General features: G+C 64.2%; 23 protein-coding genes. 12 read left to right on the forward strand and 11 right to left on the reverse strand.

Annotation, left to right across the window (positions count from 1 at the left end; all coding sequences use genetic code 11):
* Positions 1-345: 345 nt before the first annotated feature.
* Complete coding sequence (locus FG13_RS22025) at positions 346-2,001, forward strand: methyl-accepting chemotaxis protein (protein ID WP_035824334.1); 1,656 nt, start codon at positions 346-348, stop codon at positions 1,999-2,001.
* Positions 2,002-2,098: 97 nt separating this feature from the next.
* Here FG13_RS22025 and bamE read toward each other — a convergent pair whose 3' ends face one another.
* From bamE to FG13_RS22050, 5 genes are read right to left on the reverse strand one after another with little or no spacing between them, the layout of a single operon-like run.
* Positions 2,099-2,407 carry an outer membrane protein assembly factor BamE domain-containing protein gene (gene bamE, locus FG13_RS29140; RefSeq protein ID WP_051959347.1) on the reverse strand — a complete coding sequence of 103 codons (309 nt, stop codon included), beginning with the start codon at positions 2,405-2,407 and terminating at the stop codon, positions 2,099-2,101.
* A complete protein-coding gene (locus FG13_RS22035) occupies positions 2,404-3,192 on the reverse strand; it encodes a hypothetical protein (RefSeq protein WP_035824336.1) in 789 nt (262 codons plus the stop codon). Before FG13_RS22035 ends, bamE begins: the two co-directional genes overlap by 4 nt.
* Positions 3,193-3,240: 48 nt before the next feature.
* Positions 3,241-3,600, reverse strand: a complete 360-nt coding sequence (locus FG13_RS22040) for a nucleotide pyrophosphohydrolase (protein WP_035824338.1) — start codon at positions 3,598-3,600, stop codon at positions 3,241-3,243.
* On the reverse strand, positions 3,597-4,058 hold the full coding sequence (locus tag FG13_RS22045; RefSeq protein ID WP_035824341.1) for a GNAT family N-acetyltransferase: 462 nt from the start codon (positions 4,056-4,058) through the stop codon (positions 3,597-3,599). Before FG13_RS22045 ends, FG13_RS22040 begins: the two co-directional genes overlap by 4 nt.
* A 34-nt stretch (positions 4,059-4,092) precedes the next feature.
* Entirely contained in the window at positions 4,093-5,535 is a 1,443-nt protein-coding gene (locus tag FG13_RS22050) for a cytochrome P450 (protein ID WP_035824344.1), read from the reverse strand.
* A gap of 145 nt (positions 5,536-5,680) precedes the next feature.
* Here FG13_RS22050 and FG13_RS22055 point away from each other — a divergent pair, with 145 nt between their 5' ends.
* Complete coding sequence (locus FG13_RS22055; RefSeq protein WP_035824347.1) at positions 5,681-6,538, forward strand: helix-turn-helix domain-containing protein; 858 nt, start codon at positions 5,681-5,683, stop codon at positions 6,536-6,538.
* A 140-nt stretch (positions 6,539-6,678) separates the two neighbouring features.
* Here the strand turns inward: FG13_RS22055 and ilvB are convergent, their stop codons facing one another.
* The gene (gene ilvB, locus FG13_RS22060; RefSeq protein ID WP_035824350.1) at positions 6,679-8,430 is read right to left on the reverse strand and encodes a biosynthetic-type acetolactate synthase large subunit; all 1,752 of its coding nucleotides are present in this window, start codon (positions 8,428-8,430) and stop codon (positions 6,679-6,681) included.
* A 99-nt stretch (positions 8,431-8,529) separates the two neighbouring features.
* Between ilvB and FG13_RS22065 the strand changes: the two genes are divergently transcribed.
* Together FG13_RS22065 and FG13_RS22070 are read left to right on the forward strand one after the other, a co-directional pair.
* Positions 8,530-8,991, forward strand: a complete 462-nt coding sequence (locus FG13_RS22065) for an Lrp/AsnC family transcriptional regulator (protein WP_034784295.1) — start codon at positions 8,530-8,532, stop codon at positions 8,989-8,991.
* 93 nt (positions 8,992-9,084) lie between these two features.
* A complete protein-coding gene (locus FG13_RS22070; protein WP_035824352.1) occupies positions 9,085-11,571 on the forward strand; it encodes a TonB-dependent receptor in 2,487 nt (828 codons plus the stop codon).
* Here FG13_RS22070 and FG13_RS22075 read toward each other — a convergent pair.
* Both FG13_RS22075 and FG13_RS22080 read right to left on the reverse strand, forming a co-directional pair.
* Positions 11,568-12,227: a response regulator gene (locus tag FG13_RS22075; protein ID WP_235211787.1), complete on the reverse strand. Its 660-nt coding sequence runs from the start codon at positions 12,225-12,227 to the stop codon at positions 11,568-11,570. The two genes, FG13_RS22070 and FG13_RS22075, sit on opposite strands and share 4 nt — an antisense overlap.
* A complete protein-coding gene (locus tag FG13_RS22080; protein WP_051959349.1) occupies positions 12,224-13,132 on the reverse strand; it encodes a histidine kinase in 909 nt (302 codons plus the stop codon). Before FG13_RS22080 ends, FG13_RS22075 begins: the two co-directional genes overlap by 4 nt.
* Between FG13_RS22080 and FG13_RS30525 the strand changes: the two genes are divergently transcribed.
* The 7 genes from FG13_RS30525 to FG13_RS22115 all read left to right on the forward strand — a co-directional run bounded on the left by FG13_RS30525 (position 13,131) and on the right by FG13_RS22115 (position 20,795).
* A complete protein-coding gene (locus FG13_RS30525) occupies positions 13,131-13,439 on the forward strand; it encodes a hypothetical protein (protein ID WP_161784203.1) in 309 nt (102 codons plus the stop codon). The two genes, FG13_RS22080 and FG13_RS30525, sit on opposite strands and share 2 nt — an antisense overlap.
* A 128-nt stretch (positions 13,440-13,567) precedes the next feature.
* Entirely contained in the window at positions 13,568-14,383 is an 816-nt protein-coding gene (locus FG13_RS22090; RefSeq protein WP_200880305.1) for an NF038120 family PEP-CTERM protein, read from the forward strand.
* A gap of 1 nt (position 14,384) precedes the next feature.
* Positions 14,385-17,549: a S8 family serine peptidase gene (locus tag FG13_RS31200; protein ID WP_035824365.1), complete on the forward strand. Its 3,165-nt coding sequence runs from the start codon at positions 14,385-14,387 to the stop codon at positions 17,547-17,549.
* A 142-nt stretch (positions 17,550-17,691) separates the two neighbouring features.
* A complete protein-coding gene (locus FG13_RS22100) occupies positions 17,692-18,660 on the forward strand; it encodes an IS1595 family transposase (RefSeq protein ID WP_035824369.1) in 969 nt (322 codons plus the stop codon).
* Between the two features lie 81 nt (positions 18,661-18,741).
* Complete coding sequence (locus FG13_RS22105; RefSeq protein ID WP_081922678.1) at positions 18,742-19,395, forward strand: AIM24 family protein; 654 nt, start codon at positions 18,742-18,744, stop codon at positions 19,393-19,395.
* Positions 19,396-19,442: 47 nt separating this feature from the next.
* Positions 19,443-20,054, forward strand: a complete 612-nt coding sequence (locus FG13_RS22110; protein ID WP_235211788.1) for an AIM24 family protein — start codon at positions 19,443-19,445, stop codon at positions 20,052-20,054.
* Between the two features lie 3 nt (positions 20,055-20,057).
* Complete coding sequence (locus FG13_RS22115; RefSeq protein WP_035824373.1) at positions 20,058-20,795, forward strand: AIM24 family protein; 738 nt, start codon at positions 20,058-20,060, stop codon at positions 20,793-20,795.
* Between the two features lies 1 nt (position 20,796).
* On the opposite strand, the gene FG13_RS22120 is transcribed toward FG13_RS22115, so the two are convergent.
* Complete coding sequence (locus FG13_RS22120; RefSeq protein ID WP_035824375.1) at positions 20,797-21,597, reverse strand: enoyl-CoA hydratase; 801 nt, start codon at positions 21,595-21,597, stop codon at positions 20,797-20,799.
* Between the two features lie 42 nt (positions 21,598-21,639).
* Positions 21,640-22,269 (reverse strand): head GIN domain-containing protein, encoded by a 630-nt coding sequence (locus tag FG13_RS22125; RefSeq protein WP_035824377.1) that lies wholly within the window; start codon positions 22,267-22,269, stop codon positions 21,640-21,642.
* 175 nt (positions 22,270-22,444) lie between these two features.
* Between FG13_RS22125 and FG13_RS22130 the strand changes: the two genes are divergently transcribed.
* A complete protein-coding gene (locus tag FG13_RS22130) occupies positions 22,445-23,002 on the forward strand; it encodes a flavin reductase family protein (RefSeq protein WP_035824378.1) in 558 nt (185 codons plus the stop codon).
* A 112-nt stretch (positions 23,003-23,114) separates the two neighbouring features.
* Here FG13_RS22130 and gdhA read toward each other — a convergent pair whose 3' ends face one another.
* Positions 23,115-24,458, reverse strand: a complete 1,344-nt coding sequence (gene gdhA, locus FG13_RS22135) for an NADP-specific glutamate dehydrogenase (protein WP_035824380.1) — start codon at positions 24,456-24,458, stop codon at positions 23,115-23,117.
* Positions 24,459-24,510: the final 52 nt, after the last annotated feature.

Consider the following 24,510-nt stretch of genomic DNA (forward strand, 5'->3'; position numbering starts at 1 on the left):
AAATGAATATTGTTACCGCGTTATTGTTGGCGGCAGGCGTCGCCATGCGCTGGTCATGACGGCAGTCTTCCTGCGTCTTTTTATCGGCACATACGCCGTATTTATCGCCTGCCACGAAGATACATAATTTTTTATTAATTATTGTGTGTGCGCGTAATTTGAATTTAGCATTCAATAAAATCAATCAAGTTGAATCAAAGTAAATTCTAAAAAATAAATGAATTGGTTTTTATTAAATTATTTGACCAGTGTCACTGTCGCCGGGGCGATATATCAAGGGTGCTTGATGTGGTATATTGTTTTTATGTTTTTGTTATGCTAGTTGAAAAAAATAGAGGAGCGACGATGCGGGTCAATACGCCTATCACGCAAAATGAATACGTATTAAATGAAGGCATGACGATTGTTTCCACGACGGATTTACAGGGAAACATCAATTACGCTAATCAGTATTTCATTGAAGTCAGCGGTTTTTCAGAAATGGAACTGCTGGGTGCACCACAGAATATCCTGCGTCATCCCGATATGCCGGCCGAAGCGTTTGCCGACCTGTGGGACACCATCAAGACGGGCATGCCGTGGACCGGCATGGTCAAGAACCGCTGCAAGAATGGTGATTTCTATTGGGTCTTCGCCAATATCACGCCCGTGATCGAAAACGGCCGCCCGATCGGTTATATGTCCGTGCGCACCAAGCCCACGCGCGAGCAGATCAACGAAGCGGCAGCCCTGTATAAAAGTTTCAAAGACGGCAATGCCGCCAAGCTGGCGATCCGCAATGGCCGCGTCGTGCGCCAGGGCTTGGTCGCCAAGCTGGCCGAATGGCGCAAGCTGACCCTGTCGCAAGACCTGGCCTTCCATTGCATCGTCTTTGGCGTGGTGCTGGCCATCCTCGGCTGTGCCGTGTGGAATATCGATGGTGACACGAGCACGGCCACGCGCAGCTGGCTCAGCGGTGCCGCCGCCGCCGCCGTCGCGCTGATGCTGTATTTCTGGGCCCATCTGCACAATTCCCTCGTCGTTCCGCTGGGCGACGCCGTCACGATGGCGCGCAAGATGGCCGGCGGCGACTTGACGGGCGTCATCGACAAAGTGCGCGACGACGACATGGGCCAATTGATGGCGGCCTTGCGCCAGACCAACATCAACTTGCACAGCATCATCGGCGACGTGCGCGCCAACTTCGAGGATATCCGCATCACCACGGCGGAAATCGCCACGGGCAATATGGACTTGTCCAGCCGCACGGAATCGCAGGCGTCCAGCCTGGAACAGACGGCGGCCAGCATGGAAGAGCTGACGTCCACCGTGCAAAACAGCGCCGACCACGTGGACACGGCCAACAAGCTGGCAGCGCAGGCGTCGACCGTCGCGGCCAAGGGCGGCACCATCGTCAGCGAAGTGGTCACCACGATGGACGAGATCAGCACCTCGTCGCGCAAGATTCTCGACATCATCGGCCTCATCGATGGCATCGCCTTCCAGACGAATATCCTTGCCTTGAACGCGGCCGTGGAAGCGGCCCGCGCGGGCGAGCATGGCCGCGGCTTTGCCGTCGTGGCCGGCGAAGTGCGCAGCCTGGCGCAGCGCTCGGCTACCGCCGCCAAAGAGGTCAAGAATCTGATCGACCATTCGATCGCCACCGTGAATGCGGGCAGCGTGCTGACCAGCAATGCGGGCGCCACCATGACGGAAGTGATCGCCTCGGTGGCCCGCGTGACGGAAGTGATGGACGAGATTTCCTCGACCACGCGCGAGCAGAACCAGGGCATCGGGCAAGTCAACCAGGCCGTCATCCACATGGATGGCATCACGCAGCAGAATGCGGCGCTGGTGGAGCAGGCGGCCGCGGCCGCCAGTAGCCTGGCGCAGCGCACCGAGAGCGTGGCCCAGTCGATCGGCATCTTCAAACTGAAGGCCTCGCCCAAGCGCAAGGCTGCCGGCGTGGGACGCAGCGTGGGTGCGGGTGTGGCGGCAAGGGCGCTGTTAAAGGCCAGGTAGCAAAATGCTGGGGTCAGTCACTGCGTGATCGGAATGCTCCCCATTGGGGCGCATTCCCCCGTCGGGTCTGACCCCGGGTTTTGCCTGTGGGGTACTCTTACTGCTTCACCCGATACACTTCCCCGCTGCGTACCTTCTTTACCACCCCATCCCCGCCAAACAAAATCACATACTCTCCCTGCGCGCCCGAGGCGGCCGGGTAGGTGTACATCCACACTTCATTGCCGCTGTCGAAACGGATGGACGTGCTGTCTCCCAGCGCGGCGCGCACCTGTTCGCGCGTGCTGCTGCCTAGTTGCACCGTCTGTTCCAGGGTAGCGTAAGGCACGTTTTTGCTTGCCTGCAAGGCGCGCGTGCCCGAGCAGGCGGCCAGCAGCATCAGCACGAAGACACTGAGCCACTTCATGGCGCCACCTCGTCCATATAGTTAAATTCCAGCAGAGTATCGTCGGGCCAGCTGGTGTCCCACAGGGGGGCGTAATACGTACGGTCAAGCAAGACCTGGCAATCGCAATAGGGCAGCGAGGCGGGCGTTTGCTCGCCGCCCGCGTACAGCATCTTGAATGGTAACGAAACCCTGCGCTCGCCATGCACGAGGGTCACGCCGAACAGGGGGCGGTCCGTGAAGAACAAATAGTTGCCGTCCGGCTCGGAACACACCTTGTCGGTGCTGTAGAGCATGCTGGACAGCCAGGCGATGATTTGCGGGTCGTTCGAGATCAGGCCCGAATCCATGCCGGCGCGGCATTCCAGGCGCAAGTCGCCCAGGCGCCGCGTGCCGGGCGGCAAGCCGGGCGTGATGACTTGCGCGCGCCAGCTCATGGTGGTGGCCTTGCGGTTGGCGATCAGCACGGCGTCTTCGCGCGCGGCCTGTGCATTGCGCACGGGGGCAAAGCTGTTGTCCTCGGCCAGGGGTAGCGGAATGCTGACGGTGTCGCCGGCGATGCGCAGCCGCACGCCCGTCATGTCCACACCGGGCTGGCGCGGCAGCAAGCGAAAGCGCAGCACCGCCTGCGGCGCCAGCGCATGGTCGCGTTCGAAGCGGTCCACGCCCTGCAGCATCTTGCGGTAGGATTTATCGACGGGGTCGCGCGTGGCGTCCACTTTGACTTGCGGCACGGGCGCGGTTTGCGCCAGGGCAACCGGGCCATGGAGCAGGCAGGCAAGCAGCAGGGAGAGAGGAGTACGCATGGCTTGATGCTACGCTTTTTTGGGCATCAGCCACGCACGAGTGGGTGATCAGTATTCGCTATATTTGCGCGCGTCGCCGCGTACCTGCTGCGCCGGGTATTTCTGTGCGTTCAGTGCCATCTTTTCCTGCACGGCAGCATGCAGGTCGACGCCGCTCTTGTCGGCCAGGCGCACCAGGTACATCAGCACGTCGGCCAGCTCGTGGCGGATGCCGGTGCGTTTGGCATCGTCGAGCTCGGCGTCCGCGCCCGTGGGCAGCCACTGGTAGTGCTCGACCAGTTCCGCCACTTCCACGGACAGGGCCATGGCCAGGTTTTTCGGCGTGTGGAACTGGTCCCAGTCGCGTTCGTCGGCAAAGGCGCGCAGGCGCGCGCGGATATCAAACAGGCTGTCGGCAGGCGCGCTCATGCCGCCACCTGCAGCGGTTTTTCCATGAAGACACTGAACGGGTCGTCGGGATAGTCGCCGTACGGCCCGCGCCGCTGGTAGCCGTGGCGCGCGTACAGGGCGATGGCTGCCGGCTGGTGAATGCCCGTCTCCAGGGTCAGCAAGCGGCAGCCGCGCACCAGCGCCTGTTCTTCCAGCAGGGCCAGCAGGCGCCTGGCCAGGCCCAGGCCGCGGCTGTCCGGATGCACGTACATGCGCTTGACCTCGCCGAATGCGGGCGTGACGACGATGGCGCCGCAAGCGCGCGCGCGGCCATCGGCATCGCGGGCGACGGCAAACAGCAGGGTATCGGATGGCACCGATGCCAGGTCCAGCGAGTAGACGCACTCGGCCGGGTACAGGGTCTGTTGATAGGCATCAAGCTCGGCGATCAGGGTTTGCACGTCGGCTTGCTGCGGCGATTCGAGGCGAATGGTCATGGGAAGGTCGAATGTATGGGACTTCCCCATGGTATCACTGCGGTGGTGCCAGGCGCATCGTCAGGCCGATGGGCGACATCACAAAACCCATCAGCTCCTGCGCCTCGCCGCCATCGGGCGTGTCGACGCCGGCGATGTCGAAGCTGCCCAGCAGCATGGCCATGGCGATCTTGATTTCCAACAAGGCCAGATAGCGGCCGGGACAGGTGCGCAAGCCGCCGCCAAACGGCATGGTGGCGCGTTTGTTGTTCGCCTCGGCGCTGCCCTCCAGCCAGCGCTCGGGCCGGAACGCTTGCGCGTCTGGAAAGTGCGCATCGGATACGCTGTCGTGGCGCATCACGCACCACAGCATGCTGCCGGCGGGCACGGCCACGTCGCCCACCACCGTGTCGCGCAGCGCTTCGAGCGGAATGTAGGGGGCCACCGGTTTCAAGCGCATGGCCTCGCTGGCGCAGGCGCCCAGGTAGTCGAGGCTATCTAGTTGCGCCACGCTGAACTGTGCCACGTCGGGCGCCAGGCGCCGCACTTCCTCGCGCGCCTTGGCCAGGCTGTGCGGATGGCGCTGCAGCAGATAGATGATCCAGGAAATCGTGTTGGCCGTCGTGTCTTCACCGGCCAGCAGCATGGTCAGCACATTGCCGGCCACGGCGCGGTCGTTCACGCCGCTGTCCTTTTCGTCGGCGGCGGCGATCATGGCTTCGAGCAAGTTCGGTGGCCGCACGCGCCGCGCGGGGTCGTGCGCCATGCGTTCGCGCGCCTGCTGCACCAGTTGCGCCACAGCCACGTCCAGCGCTGCCACGTCGCGGTCCAGGCGCCGGTCGACGGGCAGCTTGACGTAGCGCCAGTATGGCAGCATCGACAGGCTGCGCCGTGCCACGGCCGGCAGGATGGCGTCCAGGTGGCGCTGGATCACGTCCTCGCCCGATTCCAGCGTGTTGACTTCGCTGCCGAAGGCCAGGCCGGCGATGATGTCGACCGTGTAGCGCTTCAGGTCGCCATCGAGGGCGATGGCCTGGCCTTGCGTGGCGGCATGCTGCCAGCGCCGCTGCAGGCGCTGCGCCACCGTCACCAGCGCGGGGAAATACGCCTTGATGGCGCCGGGCGCCATGCCGGCCATGACCATGCGGCGCTGGTTGCGCCACTCGCTGCCCTCGGCCAGGAAGACGCCGGGATTGCCGCCCATTTCCACCGAAATCGTGTAGCTGCTGAGAGGGCGGCGGAAACCATCGGGGCGGTCGCGCAGCACGGCTGCCACGGCCTCGCTGTCGGCCACCACCAGCACCAGGGTACGGCCAAACCAGGCGCGCACGAAAGGGCCATAGCGGCGTACCCAGCCTTCTACGTCGCGGTGGATGCGCGGCAGTCTCACTTGCATGGCGTTGCCGATGATGGGCAAGGCGAATGGCCCCGGCAAGTGGCGGATCTGGCGCAGGGTGGCGGCGGGTGCAGGTGCAGTGACGTGGTCGAGTGGCGGCATGGCAAGCTCCTGTTGTCGTGGAACGATGGCCTGACTGTAGCGCGCTTGCGCACGCGCGTCTTGAACGAATACGACATGAACGAATACGACATGAACGAATACGACAGCGCGCGCAGCATCAAACATTGCCGGTACAATCGTCGCCATGCCTGCCGCCCCCACGCCCCTGACCCGCTTGATCGCGCCGCGCACCGCGCTCGCTTCCTGCGTGCGCGCCTTCCTCGTGCGTGACACCACGCATTGCGCGCCGCTGCCGCCCGCGCAGCGCCTGAACCGCTTTCCCGCCACGCCCATGTGCTGCCTGCTGTGGACGGTCGCGGGCGACGTCGAGGCGGCCGCGCCCGCTCCCGACCTGCTGCACGTGCGCATGCCGCCCGCCCTGTTCAGCGGGCCGCGCGGCTATCCCCTGGTCAGTTACAACCCCGGCCCCGTGCACTCGTTCATGGTGATGCTGTATCCGGCCGCTCTGCATGCACTGACGGGCATCGACATGGCGGCCCTATTCGACCAGGTGCGTCCGCTGGCACCGCTGTTCGACGCGGACTGGCTGGCCTTGTCCGACGCCGTGCTGGCCGCGCCCGACGATGCAGCGCGCATCGCGCTGGTGGAGGCATTCCTCGCGCCGCGCTGGGCGCTGGCGCGCAAGAGCGGCGACCAGCCGGCCGGCGCCATCCAGGACTGGGTGCGCCGCCTGGGCGTGCAGGCGGCCTCGACGGGCTTGGCCAGCGGCGCGCGCAATATCGAGCGCCGCATCAAGGCCTGGGCCGGTCAGCCCATGCGCACCCTGCGCCGCATGCGCCGTGCGGAACAGTCGTTTCTCGACGCGCGAGAATCCATGCTGCAAGGCAATGCTTCCTGGACCGATATCGCCGCCGAGGGCGGCTACGCCGACCAGGCCCACCTGTGCCGCGAAGTGCGCGCCATCACGGGCCTGAGCCCCACGGAACTGGCGCGTGCCAGCCGCGAGGATGAAAGTTATTGGGTCTACAGGATTTGGGCGTAATCCGGCCCGTGGTGATGTCGGATTACGCGGCGTACCGCCGCTAATCCGACCTACCCGTGGTGGCGAGAGGTGATGGATTAGCGTGGCAACGCCACGCGTAATCCGGCAACATCGTTGGCGTGGCCGGTGGTCATGCCGGATTACCGTTCGCTGTACACCTTTCCCTTGGACAGGGTCACTTCATGATGCCCCGCGCCGGGCGCCATCATGGGGAAGCAGTTTTCCTCGCCATGCACGCGTACGTCGAGGAAATAGGGGCCGCTCGATGCCAGGCAGGCCGCCAGTGCCCCGTCGAGCTCGTCGCGCCGGCTCACCGTGTGCGCCTGCCAGCCGAACGCGCGCGCCAGGGCGACGAAGTCGGGCAGCGCTTCCGTGTAGCTGTGGCTGTAGCGCTCGCCGTGATGCAGTTCCTGCCACTGGCGCACCATGCCCATGTAGCCATTGTTCGACAACACCACTTTCACGGGGAGGCGGTGCTGCACGGCCGTGGCCAGTTCCTGGATATTCATCAAAATCGACGCGTCGCCGCTGACGCACACGACGCATTTTCCCGGATGGGCGATCTGCGCGCCGATGGCGGCCGGCAAGCCATACCCCATGGTGCCGGCGCCGCCCGAGGTGAGCCAGCGGCGCGGCTGCTCGAAGCGCATATGCTGCGCGGCCCACATCTGGTGCTGGCCCACGTCAGTGGAGACGATGGCGTCCTTGCCATCGAGCGCCGCCTGCAGCCGCTGCATCAGCGCCTGCGGCGCGATCACGTCCGGCGTGTCATCGAACGCCAGCGAGTCCTGCGCGCGCCAGCCGTCGATGCGCTGCCACCACGGCTGGCGGTCGGCCAGCAAGCGGCCGCGCAGCTGCGCCAGCAGGGCCGCCAGCACGGGCGCGCAATCGCCGCGCAAGGCCACGTCGGCGCGCACCACCTTGCCGATCGACGCCGGGTCGATATCGACGTGGATGATTTTCGCGCCCGGGCAGAAGGCGTCGAGCCTGCCTGTCACCCGGTCGTCGAAGCGGGCGCCGACGCAGACGATCAGGTCCGCGTGGTGCATGGCCAGGTTCGCTTCCAGCGTGCCGTGCATGCCCAGCATGCCGAGGAAGGCCGGGTGCGCGGCGGGAAAGGCGCCCAGGCCCAGCAGGGTCAAGGTGCACGGCGCGGCCGCCAGTTTCACCAGTTGGCCGAAAGCGGCGCAGGCATCGAGGCCGGAATTGATGAGGCCCCCGCCGCCATAGAACACGGGCTGGCGCGCGCCGGCGATCAGGCTGGCGGCTTGCTCGATATTGGCTGCCTCGGGCAGGGGAGCAGGGACGGCTGCGACGGATGGCGGCGGCGTGTTGGCCGCAACGGGCGCCAGTTGCATATCCTTGGGGAAATCGATCAGCACGGGACCGGGCCGCCCTTGCGTGGCTTGCGCGTACGCTTCGTGCACCACGGCCTCCGTTTCCTCGGCCGCGCGGATTTGCCGGTTCCACTTGGTGACGGGGTGCGAAATGCCCAGCGCGTCGCACTCCTGGAAGGCGTTCGTGCCGATGCTGGTAGTGGCCACCTGGCCGCTGATGCAGATGACGGGAACCGAATCGCACAGGGCGTCGAGCAAGCCCGTGGTGGTATTGCTCATGCCGGGGCCGGACGTGACGAAGACGACGCCGGGCCGGCCCGTGCTGCGCGCATACCCTTCTGCCGCGTGCACGGCCGCCTGTTCGTGGCGCACCAGCACGTGGCGCAGGCGCGGCTGCGCGTGCAGCGCATCGTACAGGGGCAGAACGGCGCCGCCCGGATAGCCGAAGACGGTGTCGACACCCAGGGCCAGCAGGGTGTCGATCAGGGTGCTGGCGCCGTTGCGCGGCGCAAGATCGTGGGCGGGAGCGAGGAGGGGAGCGGGATCGGGTTTCATGTATCTATTTTCTGCTTGCTCAGGCAGAAAAGGCTGCTGGTTTTCTCGTATAGAATACAGACTTCAGCAAAATTTGCTGTGAAATAAGGATATGACAGAATGAAGCTAGATAAATTCGATCTCGCCATCCTGACGGCCCTGCAGCAGGATGCCCGCATCAGCCTGCACGAGCTGAGCGCCAAGGTGGGCCTGACCTCGTCGCCATGCTGGGCGCGCATCAAGCGCATGGAAGACGATGGCGTCATCGAGGGCTACACAGTGAACGTCAACGCGGCCAAGGTGGGGCTGGCCGACACCGTCATCGTGCAAGTCACCCTGGATGACCATTCCGACCAGGCCCTGTTCGAGTTCGGCCACGCGCTGGCCATGATCCCGGAAGTGCTCGAAGCGTTCCTTGTTTCCGGCGACTACGATTACTATTTGCGCATTGCGGTCAGCGACACGCGCGACTATGAACGCCTGCTGCGCGAGCGTTTATACAAAATTCCCGGCATCCGCCACAGCAAATCGAGCTTTGTCTTGCGCCAGCTCAAGCAGAGTTACTTGCCCTTGCAGCGCTAAGTTTCCTTGCACGGCGGGAGTTTTTCCCTAGTTCATCGATGGTGGCTGTCCGATACTGGACAGACATAAAAACCATGATAAAACGGGGATAGCATGAAACTGACTTTATTCGCCGCCGCGGCCATGGCGCTGTGCCAGGCGCAGGCTGCTGAACCTGCTGGTGCCAGCCTGACCGCAGCGGGCGACTTGCCCACCGTCATCATCACGGGCAGCATGCCGCTGCCCACCGTGGAGCAGGCGAGCGACACGTTCGCCGCGCCCGTGCAGACGGCCAGCGCGCAGCAGATTGCCCGCAGCGGCGCGCTCGATATTTCCGCCTTCCTGCGCCGCAACCTGGGCAGCGTTGTCGTGAACGAAGTGCAGAACAATCCGTTCCAGCCCGACGTCAGCTACCGCGGCTATACGGCGTCGCCGCTGCTGGGCACGCCGCAGGGCCTGTCCGTGTACTTGGACGGCATGCGCCTGAACCAGCCGTTTGGCGACGTCGTCAGCTGGGACTTGATACCGCGCATGGCCATCAAATCGCTGACCCTGATGCCCGGTTCGAACCCCTTGTTCGGCTTGAATACCCTGGGCGGCGCGCTGGCCCTGCAGACCAAGGATGGCCGCAGCAATCCCGGCACCGCCGTCGAGGCGCGCCTGGGTTCCGATCAACGCCGCAGCGTCGAGTTCGAGCATGGCGGCAGCAATGCGCAAGGCTGGCACTGGTATGTGACGGGCAACCGTTTCAAGGAAGATGGCTGGCGCGACGATTCCCCTTCCGACGTGCGCCAGCTGTTTGGCAAGCTGGGCTGGAGCGATGCGCGCACGGACATTGCCGTCACCGTGGCCCACGCGGACAATGCGCTGACGGGCAACGGCTTGCAGGAACAGCGCATGCTGGCGCGCGACTACCGCAGCGTCTACACCAAGCCGGACTTGACGCAAAACAGGTCGACCTTGCTGAACCTGACGGGCAAGCACCAGGCCAGCGCTGCCCTGCTCTTGTCCGGCAATGTCTACTTCCGCAAGATCGATACGCACACTTTCAATGGCGATCTGAACGACGAGTCGCTCGATCAGTCCGTCTACCAGCCCGGCGCGGCCGAGCGCGCGGCCCTGGCGGCGGCCGGTTACACGGGTTTTCCCGCCAGTGGGGCGAATGCGGGCAATACACCGTTTCCGAAATGGCGTTGCATAGCCAACGTGCTGCTGAACGATGAGCCGGCCGAAAAATGCAATGGCATGATCAACCGCAGCCATACCGAGCAGGAAAACTATGGCTTCTCCGGCCAGTTCACGGCGCTGGCCGACCTGGCGGGCGCGCGCCATGCCGTCACGGCCGGCGCCGCCTATGACACGAGCCACGCCACGTTCCGCCAGACCAGCCAGTTCGGCTACCTGAACCCGGACCGCGGCATCACACCCGTCGACTTCTTTGCCGACGGCACGCAGATCGACGACGACGGCACGCCAGTGGACAACCGGGTCGACTTGAGCGGGCGCATGCGCACCTGGAGCGTGTATGCGAGCGACAGCATTGCGCTCAAGCAAGACTTGACCCTGACTGTTTCCGGCCGCTACAACCGCAGCACGGTGCGCAACCGCGACGCCATCACGCCCGGCGGCGGCAGCGGTTCGCTCGATGGCGACCACCGTTTCAGCCGCTTCAACCCCGCCATCGGCCTGGCCTACGCGCCGGCCGCAGGTGCCAGCGCCTATCTCGGCTACAACGAAGGCAGCCGCACGCCGACGGCCATCGAGCTTGGCTGCGCCGACCCGGAAAACCCGTGCCGCCTACCCAACGCCATGGCCGGCGACCCTCCCTTGAAACAGGTGGTGACGAAGACGTGGGAAGCGGGTGTGCGCGGCCAGTGGGGCGAGCTGGTCCGCTGGAGCGCGGGCCTGTTCCGCGCGGAAAACCACGACGACATCCTGTTCGTCGCCGACAACCAGGCCGGTTTCGGCTACTTCAAGAATTTCGGCAAGACGCGCCACCAGGGCGCCGAGCTGGCGCTGGACGGCAAGGCGGGCGCGCTGGACTTCGGCGTCAACTACACGTGGTTGCAGGCGACGTATCAAAGCCGCGAAACCGTCAACGGCAGCGCCAACAGCAGCAGCGACGCGGACGCGCCCGGCCTGGAAGGCAATATCGTCATCACGCCGGGCAAGCGCATTCCTTTGACACCGAGCCATATTTTCAAAGCGCACGTGGATTATGAGGGCGGGCGCGACTGGACGGTGGGCCTGGCCATGACGGCCGTGTCGAGTGCCTATGCGCGCGGCAATGAAAACAATGCGCACCAGGCGGGCGGGCCAGCGTACCTGGGCGCGGGCAAGAGCGGCGGTTACGCGGTCTTTGAACTTAATGGAAAATATCAGCTGACACGTCAGCTGAGCGTGTTCGCCCAAATCAATAACCTGTTCGACCGCAACTATGCGACGGCGGCCCAGCTGGGCGCGACGGGTTTCGACGCCAACGGCAATTTCGCCGCCCGGCCACTGCCGGCCGTGAACGGAGAATATCCGATGGTTAACGCGACCTTTTATGCGGCCGGCGCGCCGCGCAGCGTGAGTGCGGGCTTGCGCTACGTGTTTTAAGGGTGGATCTGTTCGATGACGCCATTGCGCAAGGCCAGGTGCACCAAAGCGGCGGGGCCGGGCACGTCGAGCTTTTCCCTGATGCAAGTCTGGTGGTTGGCCACCGTCTTGCTGCTCAGGTGCAGCAGGCGGGCGCAGTCGGCGGCGCTGCGGCCTTCGGCCAGCAGGCGGAAGATTTCGAATTCGCGCTGGCTCAGGCTGCTCAAACGTTCCGCCTCCCAGCGGGCCGTGCCCTGCAGCACGCCGGGCGCGCTGTGCGGATCGAGGTAGCGCCGGCCCGCATGGGCGGCGCGCACGGCGTCGACCAGGTGTTCCGGGTCGGCCTGCTTGCTGACGAAGCCGCAGGCGCCGCCGTCAAACGCGCGCGCGATCAGCTGCGGCGTGTCGTGCATGGTAAACACCAGCACGCGGGCGCCGGCGTCGCGGGCGAGCAGCTTGCGCAGCAATTCCAGGCCGCCGATGCCGGGCATGGACAAATCCGTCACGCAGACGTCGGGCGCGTGCTCCAGATGCAAACCATACGCCGTTTCGCCATTGCCCGCCTCGGCCACGACGGCGATGTCGCCGCCCTGTTCCAGCAGGCGCCGGTAACCGGTGCGCACCACCGGGTGGTCGTCGACCAGCATCACGCGGATCGGGGTCATGGCCGCGTTCATGCCGCGCACCGTGCCGCCAGGGCCACTTCGATGCGCAAGCCGTTGCCCAGCGCGCTGATCCAGCGGATATGGCCGCGCAGGCCGGCCACTCTTTCGCGCATGCCCAGCATGCCGAAGCCATCTGCTGGCGTCTTGTCCGGGCATAAACCCCGGCCATTGTCTTCGATGGCCAGGTGCAGCACGCCGTGCGCATCGGCGCGCAGTTCCACCGTGGCCCGGTCGGCGCCCGCGTGGCGCGCCACGTTCGTCAAGCCTTCCTGCACCAGGCGGTAGATGGCGGTGGCGGTGCAGTCGTCGAGGCTGTCGGGGATGGCCTGCGGCGCGAAATGGCAAGCGATGCCGTGCTGCTGGGCCCAGCTGTCGCACAGCGCCTGCAGGGCCGGCGCCAGGCCCAGGCTGTCGAGCACGGGCGGACGCAGCCGGCGCAGCATCGTGCGCACCATCGCATGCAGCGCTTCCGACGAGCGCGCGATGCTGGCGGCGCACGCCTGCACGTTCGCCTGGTCGCCGTCGCGCGCGCGCAGGATGTAGCTGGCGGCGGCGCGGATGGCCGTGCAGTCTTGTCCCACTTCATCGTGCAGCTCGCGCGCCAGCGCGCAGCGCTCCTCTTCCTGCGCGTGCAGCAGACGCTGCGTGAGGGCGCGGTTCTGCGCCAGCAGCAGCGCCACCTGGCGTCCGCGCCGCACGGCGAAGCCGGCCAGCGCCAGCGCCAGCACCAGCAGGCTCAGGGCCAGTTCATCGAGTTGCCAGTGCTCCTGGCGCCAGAGTGACTGCGTCAGCCGTTCTGCCAGATCCAGCCTGGCGGCCAGCAGAAAAAAAGCCAGCGTCAGCGTGCAGCACAGCAGGAGGCGCCAGGCCTGCCGCGTGTTCGAGCGGCCGCTGCCGGCCAGTTGGTAGTGTTCCATGATGCTGCTCCCTGAGCACGGTAGATGTCCTTGTTGTGCAAGCTTCATGCCATCGGCGCAGGGGCAGAAGGGGCGGATCGCCGGGGCGGCGGGGGCAGGCAAGTGTTCCAGGATGGAACAGGTGTACCGCGATGTGACGGGGATGACGACGCGGCAGGCGCGGTTTTCGAGCTTATCCGAAGTCGCGCCGGCGCGCTGGCCCATGCGCCTGCAGTGCGAAGCATTGTTGTTCAAATGTAACGTTGAGATTCCTCAAACTTTCATAGATAAAACAAAACAAAGTTTCGCGGAGTTAGATAAAAAATAAATAAATGATATTAAAAATATGCTATTTGTTTTATGCGATTTGCTATATTTGTTGACACTTTTGTGAAAAAGCTGAAAGCGGGCGCCAGACCTGCCGACCTATCTATCCACAACAATCAAGGGAATAGAATGCATCGTTCATCACATGCGCGGGTATCGCCCGCCACCGCCAATACATCCGCTACCCGCGGTCGCGCCACCGTCCTTGCCGCGCTGGCCACCTTGTCCGTGCTGGCCTCGGCGCCGGCCATGGCCGGTGTCCTGACCTTCGACAACTTGCGCCCCGACGTGTATGAAAGCGGCCAGACGCTCAATACGTCGAGCTACAACCTGCTGTTCCTGGCCGATCCGACCACGGCGGCCGGCGGCGGCGTCAGCGGCGTGGGCGCCATTCTCGATGGCCGCGCGGGTTCGTCGTGCGATATCGCCGCCTGCCCGCAGGGCGCTACCGGCAACTACCTGGCTATCCTCAACGATGGCGGCGTGAACTTCGCGCGTGCCGACCACCAGGCATTCACCCTGGCCGGTTTCGATTATTCCTTCATCGCGCCTGTCTCCGGCTTGCCGAACCAGAATTGGGGCCAGCTGCAGCTGAGCGGCACCCTCAGCGACGGCCAGGTGATCAGCACCTCGCTGGCGTTTCCCGGCCAGGGCAGCGATGGCAATTACTTTTTCCAGAGCGCTTCCCTGCTGGGCGGTTTCAGCAACTACGCGTTTACGGGCCTGACCTTCAATGCCTGCATTTTCAATGACACGGGCGCATGCAGCAATTCCATCGATTTCCCCGCCTTTAACCAGGGCCAGTTTGCGCTCGACAATATCAATGTCAGCGCCGTGCCGGAACCGTCGACCTACATGCTGATGCTGGTCGGCCTGGGCGCCATCGGCATGCTGTCGCGCCGCCGCAGCGGCAAGTTCGCCGCCTCCACCGTGCAAGGAGCGTGAGATGAGATTACGTCCCGTTTCACTCGGCATCCTTCTGCTGGCCGCCAGCCTGGCGCAAGCGGCGCAGGCGCAGGAACGCCGTTCCTACATCGTGCAGCTGGTCGACAAGCCGGCCGCCACCTACACGGGCCAGGTCGACGGCCTGGCCGCCACCAAGCCGGCGCCGGGCGCGCGCATCAACGTGGGCGCCGCCGATGTGCAGGCCTATTTGAGCTACCTCGACACCAAACAGGCCGCCGTGGCCGGCACCGTCAGCGCGGCGCAAATCACGCACCAGTACAGCGTCGTCTTCAACGGCTTTTCCGCCTTGCTGACGGACGATGAAGTGCGGGCCCTGAAGAAAAACAGCGGCGTGGCCAGCATCAGCGCCGATTCCATCCTGCAGCTCGACACCAGCTACACGCCCAGCTTCCTGGGCCTGGACAAGCCGGGCGGCATCTGGGAGCAGCTGGGCGGCAAGGCGCACGCCGGTGAAGACATCATCATCGGCATCGTCGACAGCGGCATCTGGCCCGAGAACACGGCCTTTGCCGACCGTCTCGACGAAAATGGCGTGCCCAGCCACAGCGGCGGCAATGTCGTGTACGGCGCGCCGCCGGCCAGCTGGCAGGGTACTTGCCAGACGGGCGAAGGATTTTCCGCCGAGAATTGCAACAACAAGCTGATCGGCGCGCGCTACTACCGCGCGGCCACGTCGGCACTGCACTGGACGGAATTTTTGTCGCCGCGCGATTCCGTCGCCGGCCTGACGGGACACGGCGGCCATGGCACGCATACGGCGTCCACGGCCGGCGGCAACAATGGCGCCCTGGCCACCTCGAATGGCGTGTCGCTGGGCAAGGCGTCCGGCATGGCGCCGCGCGCCCGCATCGCCGCCTATAAGGTCTGCTGGACGGCCGCATCGACGGGCCGCAATGGTTGCGCCACGGCCGACAGCGTGGCCGCCATCGACCAGGCGGTCAAGGACGGCGTCAACGTCATCAACTTCTCCATCGGCCCGAACGCGGGCGGCGGTGCCTTCGACGAACCGACGGAAGTCGCCTTCCTCGGCGCGGCGGCAGCCGGCGTGTTTGTCGCCACGTCGGGCGGCAATTCCGGCCCGGCCACGCCCGCACCAGACGTGCCGGCGCCGGTGTCGCACATCAGCCCGTGGCTGGCAACGGTCGCCAATTCCACCCACAACCGCCTGTACGCGGCCAACGTCATTCTCAGCAATGGCAGCAAGCTGGAAGGCGCATCGAGCAATGCGAATACACCGGCGCTGCCGCTGATCCAGTCGCGCGACGCGGGCCTGGCCGGCGTGCTGCCGACGGACCTGAATTTGCTGCGCTGCTTCGGCGTGGCCGATGCCACCTCGGCGTATCTGGATCCGGCGAAAGTGGCAGGCAAGATCCTCGTGTGCGACCGTGGCGGCAACGTGCTGGTCAACAAGAGCGCGAATGCCAGGACGGCCGGTGCGGCGGGCGTGATCATCGCCAACGTGGCCGGCGGCGCCAACACCATCATCAACCAGGCACACGTGCTGTCGACCGTGCACCTGGCGCAGGCGCAGGGCGACGCGCTGAAGGCTTTCATGGCCGCGACGCCCGATGGCACGGCGGCGCTGGGTGAAGTCCATACGATCCCCGACACCACGGTGCAGGCGCCGATCGTCAGCGACCGTTCCTCGCGCGGGCCGAACGTGGCCAACGCGAACATCCTGAAACCGGATCTCTCGGCGCCCGGCACCAACGTGCTGGCCGGCGTGACGGCCGACCTGACGCAGGCGCAGCGCGATGCCGTGGCGGCAGGCGGCGTGGCGCCAGCGGCCGAGTGGGATTTCTATTCCGGCACCTCGATGGCCAGCCCGCACGTGGCCGGCGTGGCGGCATTGCTCAAGCAGCAGCATCCGGACTGGTCGCCCGCGGCCATCAAGTCGGCGCTGATGACGACGGCCTTCAGCACCTATTCGGATGGCTTGAACGGTTCCGTGTCGTGGGATGCCACGGCGAAGAACTCGGGCCAGCTGCCATGGGGCCAGGGCGCCGGCCACATCGCGCCGAACAGCGCGGCCGATCCGGGCCTCGTGTACGACATGTCGGAAATCGACTATGCTCGCTTCCTGTGCGGCCTGAACCTGAAGGTCTACAGCGCCGCCACGTGCCAGGCCATCGGCGGCATCGCTGCCTACAACCTGAACCTGGCATCGCTGACGGCGGCCAACGTGCTGGGTACGCAAACCCTGACGCGCACGGTGACCAACGTGGGCGCCAGCAGCGCCGTCTACAACGTCTCGGCCAGCCTGCCAGGCTATACGGTGGCGGTGACGCCAACGAGCCTGAGCCTGGCGCCGGGCGCCAAGGGCCAGTACCAGGTCAAGCTGACGCGCACCACGGCGCCGGCCAATACCTGGACCTACGGCGCCCTGAGCTGGACGGATGGCACGCACACGGTGCGCAGCCCGCTGACGGCGCGCGGCACCGCGCTGGCCGCCATTCCACTGGTCAGCAGCGAAGCGGCCACGGGCAGCAAGGTGCTGACCCTGGGCACGGGCTTCTCGGGCCCGCTGGTCGGCGTCAAGTCGGGAATGGTCGAAGCCGTGCGCCAGGCGCGCACGATCGGCCAGGCGGCGACGGGCGCTGCCGCATCGGCTGCCTGCAAGGCGGGCGGCGCCACGGGTGTGAACGTGCACAACGTGGTGATCCCGGCCGGCACCCTGGCCGCGCGCTTTGCTACCTACGATGCGGAAACGACGGGCGGCGCGAATACCGACATGGACATGGAGGTCTACAACGCCGCCAATGTGCTGGTCGGCAGCAGCGGCAATGAAAGTTCCAATGAGCAGGTGGAACTGCGTCTGCCGGCCGCCGGCACCTACAAGGTGTGCGTGATCGGTTTCGCGCCGCAAAACGGCCAGGCCGACTACACCTTGTCGTCGTGGGTGCTGGCGCCGGGCTTGTCGAATGGCGGCTTCAAGGCGCTGATGCCGGGCACGGCCTACACGGGCGGCACGGCAACCGTCTCGCTGAGCTGGTCCAACCTGGCCGAAGGCACGCGCCACCTGGGCGCCGTCGGCTACCAGGTGGCTGGCGTGGTGCAGGGCGTGACGGTGGTCGAGGTCAATACCAATGATCCCGTGCCGCTGTTCCAGAACGCGCGCGGCGCCAGGCCTGTGCTGGCGGAATAAACCGTTCATTGTGTGAACGCAAGGCGTGCCTCCGGGCACGCTTTTTTTTAGGCTCTGTCATCGGCAAGTAGGGAAATGTCGGAATCTTCCTGTGGCCGTGCTGTCTGACTCTGCATACTCACCTTACAGGGAGCAGAAGATCATGCGGCCAGCCGAATGGATCAGTTTTATCGCGCAGTTTGCTCATTTGAGCCAGCGCCAGCGCCAGGCGGGCATTGCCCTGCTGCGAGGTAACTCTCCACACGACGCGACCGTCGCGCTGCTGGAAAGTGTGGCGCAGTTGCGATTGGCCTGTCCCGCCTGCCACTCGGTGCACTTGCACCGGCACGGCCATGCGCACGGCCTGCAGCGCTACCGCTGCGTGCCCTGCGGTCGCACCTTCAATGCACTCACCGGCACGCCGTTGGCCCGCTTGCGCCATAAAACCTTGTGGCTCGACTACACCGATTGCCTGCTGGCATCGGATTCCGTGCGCAAGGCGGCGTTACAGTTAGGCGTGCACCGCAACACCACGTTCCGCTGGCGCCACCGGTTTTTGTCGTTGGCAAAAACGGACCGGCCGCATGGTCTGCATGGTATCGCCGAGGCAGACGAGCTATATCTGCTGGAATCGGAAAAGGGATCCAGAAACATGACGCGTCCAGCCCGCCACCGGGGAGGCCATGCCCACAAGCGCGGCATTTCCAATGAACAGGTCTGCATCCTGGTGGCACGCGACCGCACGGGGCAGACGCTCGATTTTGTCACGGGAAAAGGGGCATTGACGAAAGCGCAGCTGCATCATTGCTTGTTACCCGTTATCGACAAGGACGTGCTGCTGGTGACCGATGGCCACGCCGCCTACCGGGCCTTTGCGAGGGAAGCGGGCATCAGCCACCAGGCCGTCAACTTGCGCGCCGGTATCCGCGTGCAGGGCGCCGCCCACGTGCAGAACGTTAACGCGTATCACAGCCGATTGCGCGAGTGGCTGCAGCCCTTTCACGGCGTGGCGACGCGCTACTTGCCGAACTACTTGGGATGGCGCTGGATCCTCGACGCCAGGCGCATCCGTTCACCAGAAACATTATTGAAAGCAACGCTCGGAGCATTCCCTCATCTGACGGTGACATAGCCTTTTTTTATGCACGCCCCCCCGTTCGGGAGGAATAGCACTTGCATGGCGGTAAAGCCAACGGTATCTTGTCGGATAGCCATGGCTTTGTGGCCTGGCATTCTTGGGGAGTCGCGCGTGACCAGTTTCCGCACCAATACCGACCGCCTGCTGGAAGTGCGCCTGCAGGATGAAAAAGTGCTGGCGATTGCCGGCGCGATGGTCGCCTACACGGGCGCCATCAAATTTGAAAAGTCCCTGCTCGGTGGCGAGGGCCTCTTCGGCGCGCTCAAGCGCAAGGTGACGAACGAAGGCATGCAGGTGATGCAGGCCGCCGGCACGGGCACCGTGTTTTTCGCGCAGAATGCGGCCGAGATCACCGTCATGGCGCTGGCCGGCGAAAAGCTGACCATCGAAAGCAGCAGCCTGCTGGCTTACGACACGAGCCTGAAGACGGGCACCAGCTTTGCGGGCTTGCGCGGCGCCAGCTCGGGCCAGGGTCTGTTTTCCACCACCGTCGAAGGCCATGGCAACCTGGCCGTCATTTCGCGCGGCAACCTGATCATGCTGGAAGTGACGCCGGCGCACCCGCTGCGCGTGGACCCGGACGCCTTTGTCGGCTTCAAGGGCGATATCCGCCAGGAATTCGTTTTTGATGTCAACTGGCGCACGATGATCGGCCAGAGCTCGGGCGAATCGTACCAGCACAAATTCACAGGCCAGGGCGTGGTGTTCATCCAGCCCGCCGAACGTTAAGTTAGCGAGGACCCGCGATGCCTGTCTATCAGCAGATCAATGAAAAGATGCTTGAGGTTAAACTCGGCAATGAAGAAGTGTTCGCCCGCAAGGGCGCCATGGTGTCCTACCAGGGCGACGTGGCGTTCAGCCGCTCCTTCCTGGCCGGCCAGGGCGTGCAAAGCCTGGCCATGCGCGCCGTCACGAACGAAGGCTACGCCATGATGTCGGCGCGTGGCACGGGTAGCGTGTTTTACGCGCAAGGCGGCCTGTTCGTCACCATCGTCCCCGTGCGCGGCGAAACTTTCTATGTGGAAAGCGATTCCCTGCTGGCCTTCGATGCGCGCCTGACGGCCGGCACCATGTTCCTCGGCAACCAGGGCGGTGTGCAGGGCGTGGTGCGCGGCATGGCTTCCGGCCAGGGTCTGTTTACCACCACCTTGCAAGGCACGGGCGACGTGGCGATTTTGTCCGACGGTAACGCCATCGGCTTGCCCGTCACGCCGGACGTGCCCGTGTTTGTCGACCCGCAAGCGTATATCGGCCACACGGGGCAGCTGAGCTCGACCATCGTCACGGACTTGAACTGGAAAACCTTCGTTGGCCAGGCGTCCGGCGAATCGTACCAGGTGAAGTTTACGGGCCAGGGCACGGTCTACATCCAAGCGAGCGAAAGGTAAGCCATGACGATTTACAACCCCGATACCTTGCCGAAGAACGATAACCTGAACCGTTTTTCGTATGTCATCGACGTCAAGGAGCAGATCTTCATTCGCAAGGGCAAGATGATTGCCTTCTATGGCGAACTGCGCTTCGAAGCCATGGGCAGCAGCGTGCTCGACCTGATCGTGCGCAATGCCTTCAACGCGCCGAAATACATCCACCACTTTGTCGTCGCGCAAGGCCAGGGCCAGTTGATCCTCGGCGACAACGGCAACGACCTGGCGTGCTACGACCTGGACAACGCCAACATGACCATCCGCGCGAAAAACCTGCTGGGTTTTACCAAGGATGTGATTTGCCAGGAATCGACCTTGCCCGGTTATCTGACGATGATCGGTACGGGCAAGGTGATCGCCTCGTCGAACGGCCCCGTGCATTTCCTGGAACTGCCGTGCCGCGTGGACGAGCAGGCCGTGCTGGGCTGGGCCGATTGCCCCAGCCCCTCGTACCACTACGATTACGCCCACGTGCAGGGCTGGGCTTCGGCCGCCGGCGCGCTCACGGGTTTTACCCTGTCGGGCGAGGAAAAGCAGATCGACTTCACGGGCGCCGGCACGGTGCTGGTGCAGTCGTCCGAGCTGGACGTGACGGGCAGTTCCGCCTTGGCCAATCTGCTGGCGCAATTGCCGATGCTGGGCAAGGAAGACCTGGGCACCTTGAGTCTGTCCGTCCAGCAGCAGCTGAAGCAGGAACGTTAAGCTACTTGACGGCCGCCCAGCGGGGCGGCCGCTTTTCCAAAAAGGCGGTGACGCCTTCATCCGCATCCTCTTCCATCATATTGCGCGCCATCACGTCGCCCGCATACGCATATGCCTCGTCCAGCGGCAGCTGGCGCTGCCGGTAGAACATCTGCTTGCCGTAGCGGATGGCCGTCGGGCTTTTCGCCATGATCTGCTGCGCCAGACGCGCCACGGCCTCGTCGAGCGCCGCGTCGGCCACCGTTTCGTTGATCAGGCCCCAGTCGGCGGCCGTGTCGGCGTCGATGAAGCGGCCCGTCACCAGCATGTCGAAGGCCCGCTTGGGCGACACATTGCGCGACAGGGCCACGGATGGCGTGGCGCAGAACAGGCCCACGTTGATGCCGGAGACGGCAAAGCGCGCGGACGCGCCCGCCACAGCCAGGTCGCAGCTGGCGATCAGCTGGCAGCCGGCCGCCGTGGCGATGCCATGCACGCGGGCAATCACGGGCACGGGCAAGGTTTGAATGGCTTGCATCACGCGCGAACATTGCGCGAACAGGGTTTGATAATACGCAAGCTGGCGCGTGGCCTGCATCTGGCGCAAATCGTGGCCCGCGCAAAAGGCCTTGCCTTCGGCGGCCAGCACCACGCAGCGCACGTGCGACTGCCCGGCGATGAGGTCGAGTTCAGTCTGCAGCGCGGTCAGCATGGCTTCCGACAGGGCATTGAATTGCAGCGGACGGTTCAGGCGCAGGGTGACGAGGCCACCCTCGTCTTCGCGCAGCACCAGCGGTGCTTGCGTGTCATGTGTTGCGGTCATGCGGTCTCCAGTGGCCTGATGGCCCTGTTGTACTAGGAAATCTTACTTGGCGGCATTCACGCTGCCGATGCCGGCGATCGATTTGTGCACGATCTTCGGCTTGCCGTAATAGGTCAGTTCGCCCATGCCGCGCACCACGGCGTTCAGTTCGCCCGAGGAATACACCTTGACGGAGCCGATGCCTTCGAAATTGACGTCGACGTTTTTCGCCAGCAAGGCTTTCGTATCGACTTCGCCCACGCCTTGCGCCTTCAGGCGCAGCCAGTCGACCTGGCCATCGGCGGCCAGGCGGCCCGCGCCCTTGTAGCTGATGTCGACTCTTGGGCCATTGAGCTTGGTCAATATCTTCTCGCCCGCGCCTTCCGCGATCAGCTTGCGCAAGGTGGGCATGGTGATGATGATGCGCGGGTCGCCATCCGTTTTCTTGATGTCCTTGTCCTTCATGGAAATTTTCAGCTCGCCATCGACCACTTCCGTGATCACGCCGCTGAGGAATTTCTGGTCGCCGCGCAGCAGCAGACTTTGTTCCTTGCCCGATTCGACTTCGATGCTGATGGGGCCGCGGATATCGATGGCGTTGAAGGCGGCTACCGTGCGGGTTTGCTCGTCGGCATGCGCGAGAGTGGACAGGCAGGCGAGGGACAGGACTGACAACAGGAACAGAGGGCGCATGGCGGTTTCCTTGAGTAGTTGATCAGTGTATTCTATTGTGCAACATCTCCATTGGGGAGAAATTTGCGATGAACTGCACAAATCGCGGCGCGGATGACACGGCGCCGCTGGCCAGCCGCGCGCCCGGCAAGGCGCCGTTGGGCTATGCTGTGGCGTACCGCGTCCTGGAGACCAGATGAAAAATTACCACAAAGAAGATTATCCCGTCGCCGATATCCGGCGCTTCCTCGAACCGGGGCCCGTGGTGCTGGTCAGTTCAACGTGGCAGGGCGAAAGCGACGTCATGACCATGGCCTGGCACATGCTGATGGAGTTCACACCATCCTTGCTGGGCTGCTTCATTTCCGACGCGAACCACAGCTATGAAATGATCAAGCGCAGCATGGAGTGCGTGATCAACCTGCCCACGGCCGACCTGGTCGACCAGGTCGTCGCCATCGGCAACTGCAGCGGCGAAGACACGGACAAGTTTGCGGCCTTCGGCCTGACGCCCCAGCCGGCCGAGCAGGTGGGCGCGCCCCTGATCGCCGAGTGCTACGCCAACTTCGAATGCAAGCTGGCGCAGGTGTCGGGCAATCCGAAAGGCGGCTTCTTCATCTTCGAGTGCGTGAAAGCCCACGTGGCTACGTCGCCCAAGCTGCCGGAAACGTTACATTACCGCGGCAACGGCGAGTTCATGGTGTCGGGCCGCACGATCAGCCGCAAGAGTTTGATGAAGCCGGAGATGTCGTAGGTCGGATTAGGCGCAAGGCGCCGTAATCCGACACCACCACCAGCCGTGCCAACGATGGCGTCGGATTACGCGCTTGCGCGCTAATCCGACCTACACCTCATCCAAGCTGCGGTCAGATCACCCCCTGCGCCAGCATCGCATCGGCTACTTTGACGAAGCCGGCGATATTGGCCCCATCCACATAGCTGACCGTGCCATCGGCGCGCGTGCCGTATTGCTTGCACGCGGCGTGGATGCCTTGCATGATCTGCAGCAAACGCGCATCGACTTCTTCGCGCGGCCAGGAAATGCGGGCCGCGTTCTGGCTCATTTCCAGGCCCGACGTGGCCACGCCGCCCGCGTTGCTGGCCTTGCCCGGCGCATACAGCACGCCGGCCGCTTCGAACGCCTTGGCGGCCTCGATGGTGGTGGGCATGTTGGCGCCTTCGGCCACGCATTGCACGCCATTGGCGATCAAGGTGCGCGCATCGTCGATGTTCAGTTCATTTTGCGTGGCGCAGGGCAGGGCGATGTCGACCGGCACATGCCATGGCGACACGCCCGCCTCGAAGCGCACGCCCATGCGCGCGGCGTAGTCGCTGACCCTGCCATACAAATGGTTCTTGACCTCCATCAGGATGGCCAGCTTTTCCGGCGTAAAGCCGTCTTCATCGATGACGGTGCCGCTGGAATCGGAGACGGTGATGACTTTCGCCCCCATCGCCATGGCCTTTTCCACTGCATATTGCGCCACGTTGCCCGAGCCGGACACGGAGACGCGCATGCCTTCGAAGGAGCGGCCCCGCGTTTTCAGCATTTCTTCGGCGAAATACACGGTGCCGTAGCCCGTCGCTTCAGGACGCATCAGCGAGCCGCCGAAGCTGGCGCCCTTGCCCGTGAACACGCAGTCGGCGCGGTTGCTGAGCTTTTTCATCATGCCGGCCATATAGCCCACTTCGCGCCCGCCCACGCCGATGTCGCCGGCCGGCACGTCCGTGTCCGAACCCACGTGGCGGAACAGTTCACTGACGAAGGCCTGGCAGAAACGCATCACTTCGCCCGGGCTCTTGCCCTTCGGATCGAAATCGGAACCGCCCTTGCCGCCGCCCATCGGTAACGTGGTCAGCGCATTCTTGAACGTCTGTTCGAAGGCGAGAAATTTCAGCACGGACAAGGTGACGGACGGGTGGAAGCGGATGCCGCCCTTGTACGGCCCGATGGCCATGCTGTGCTGGATGCGGTAGCCGCGATTGACTTGTACTTGCCCATGGTCATCGACCCACGACACGCGGAACATCACCACGCGCTCCGGCTCGATCAAGCGTTCTAGCAAGCCTTGTTCCGCGTATTTCGGGTGCTGTTCCAGGAACGGCCACAAGCTCTCCATGACTTCGGTGACGGCTTGCAGAAACTCGGGTTGACCTGGATTGCGTGCGGCGACATGCTGGACATACTCGTGAGCAGATGCGTATTTCATCAGAATTCCATGGAGGTAATCGGTTATTTGGGCAACTATCATCGCAGATTTT

It is taken from the genome of Janthinobacterium sp. RA13 (genome assembly GCF_000745325.1).
Taxonomy (GTDB): domain Bacteria; phylum Pseudomonadota; class Gammaproteobacteria; order Burkholderiales; family Burkholderiaceae_D; genus Janthinobacterium; species Janthinobacterium rivuli.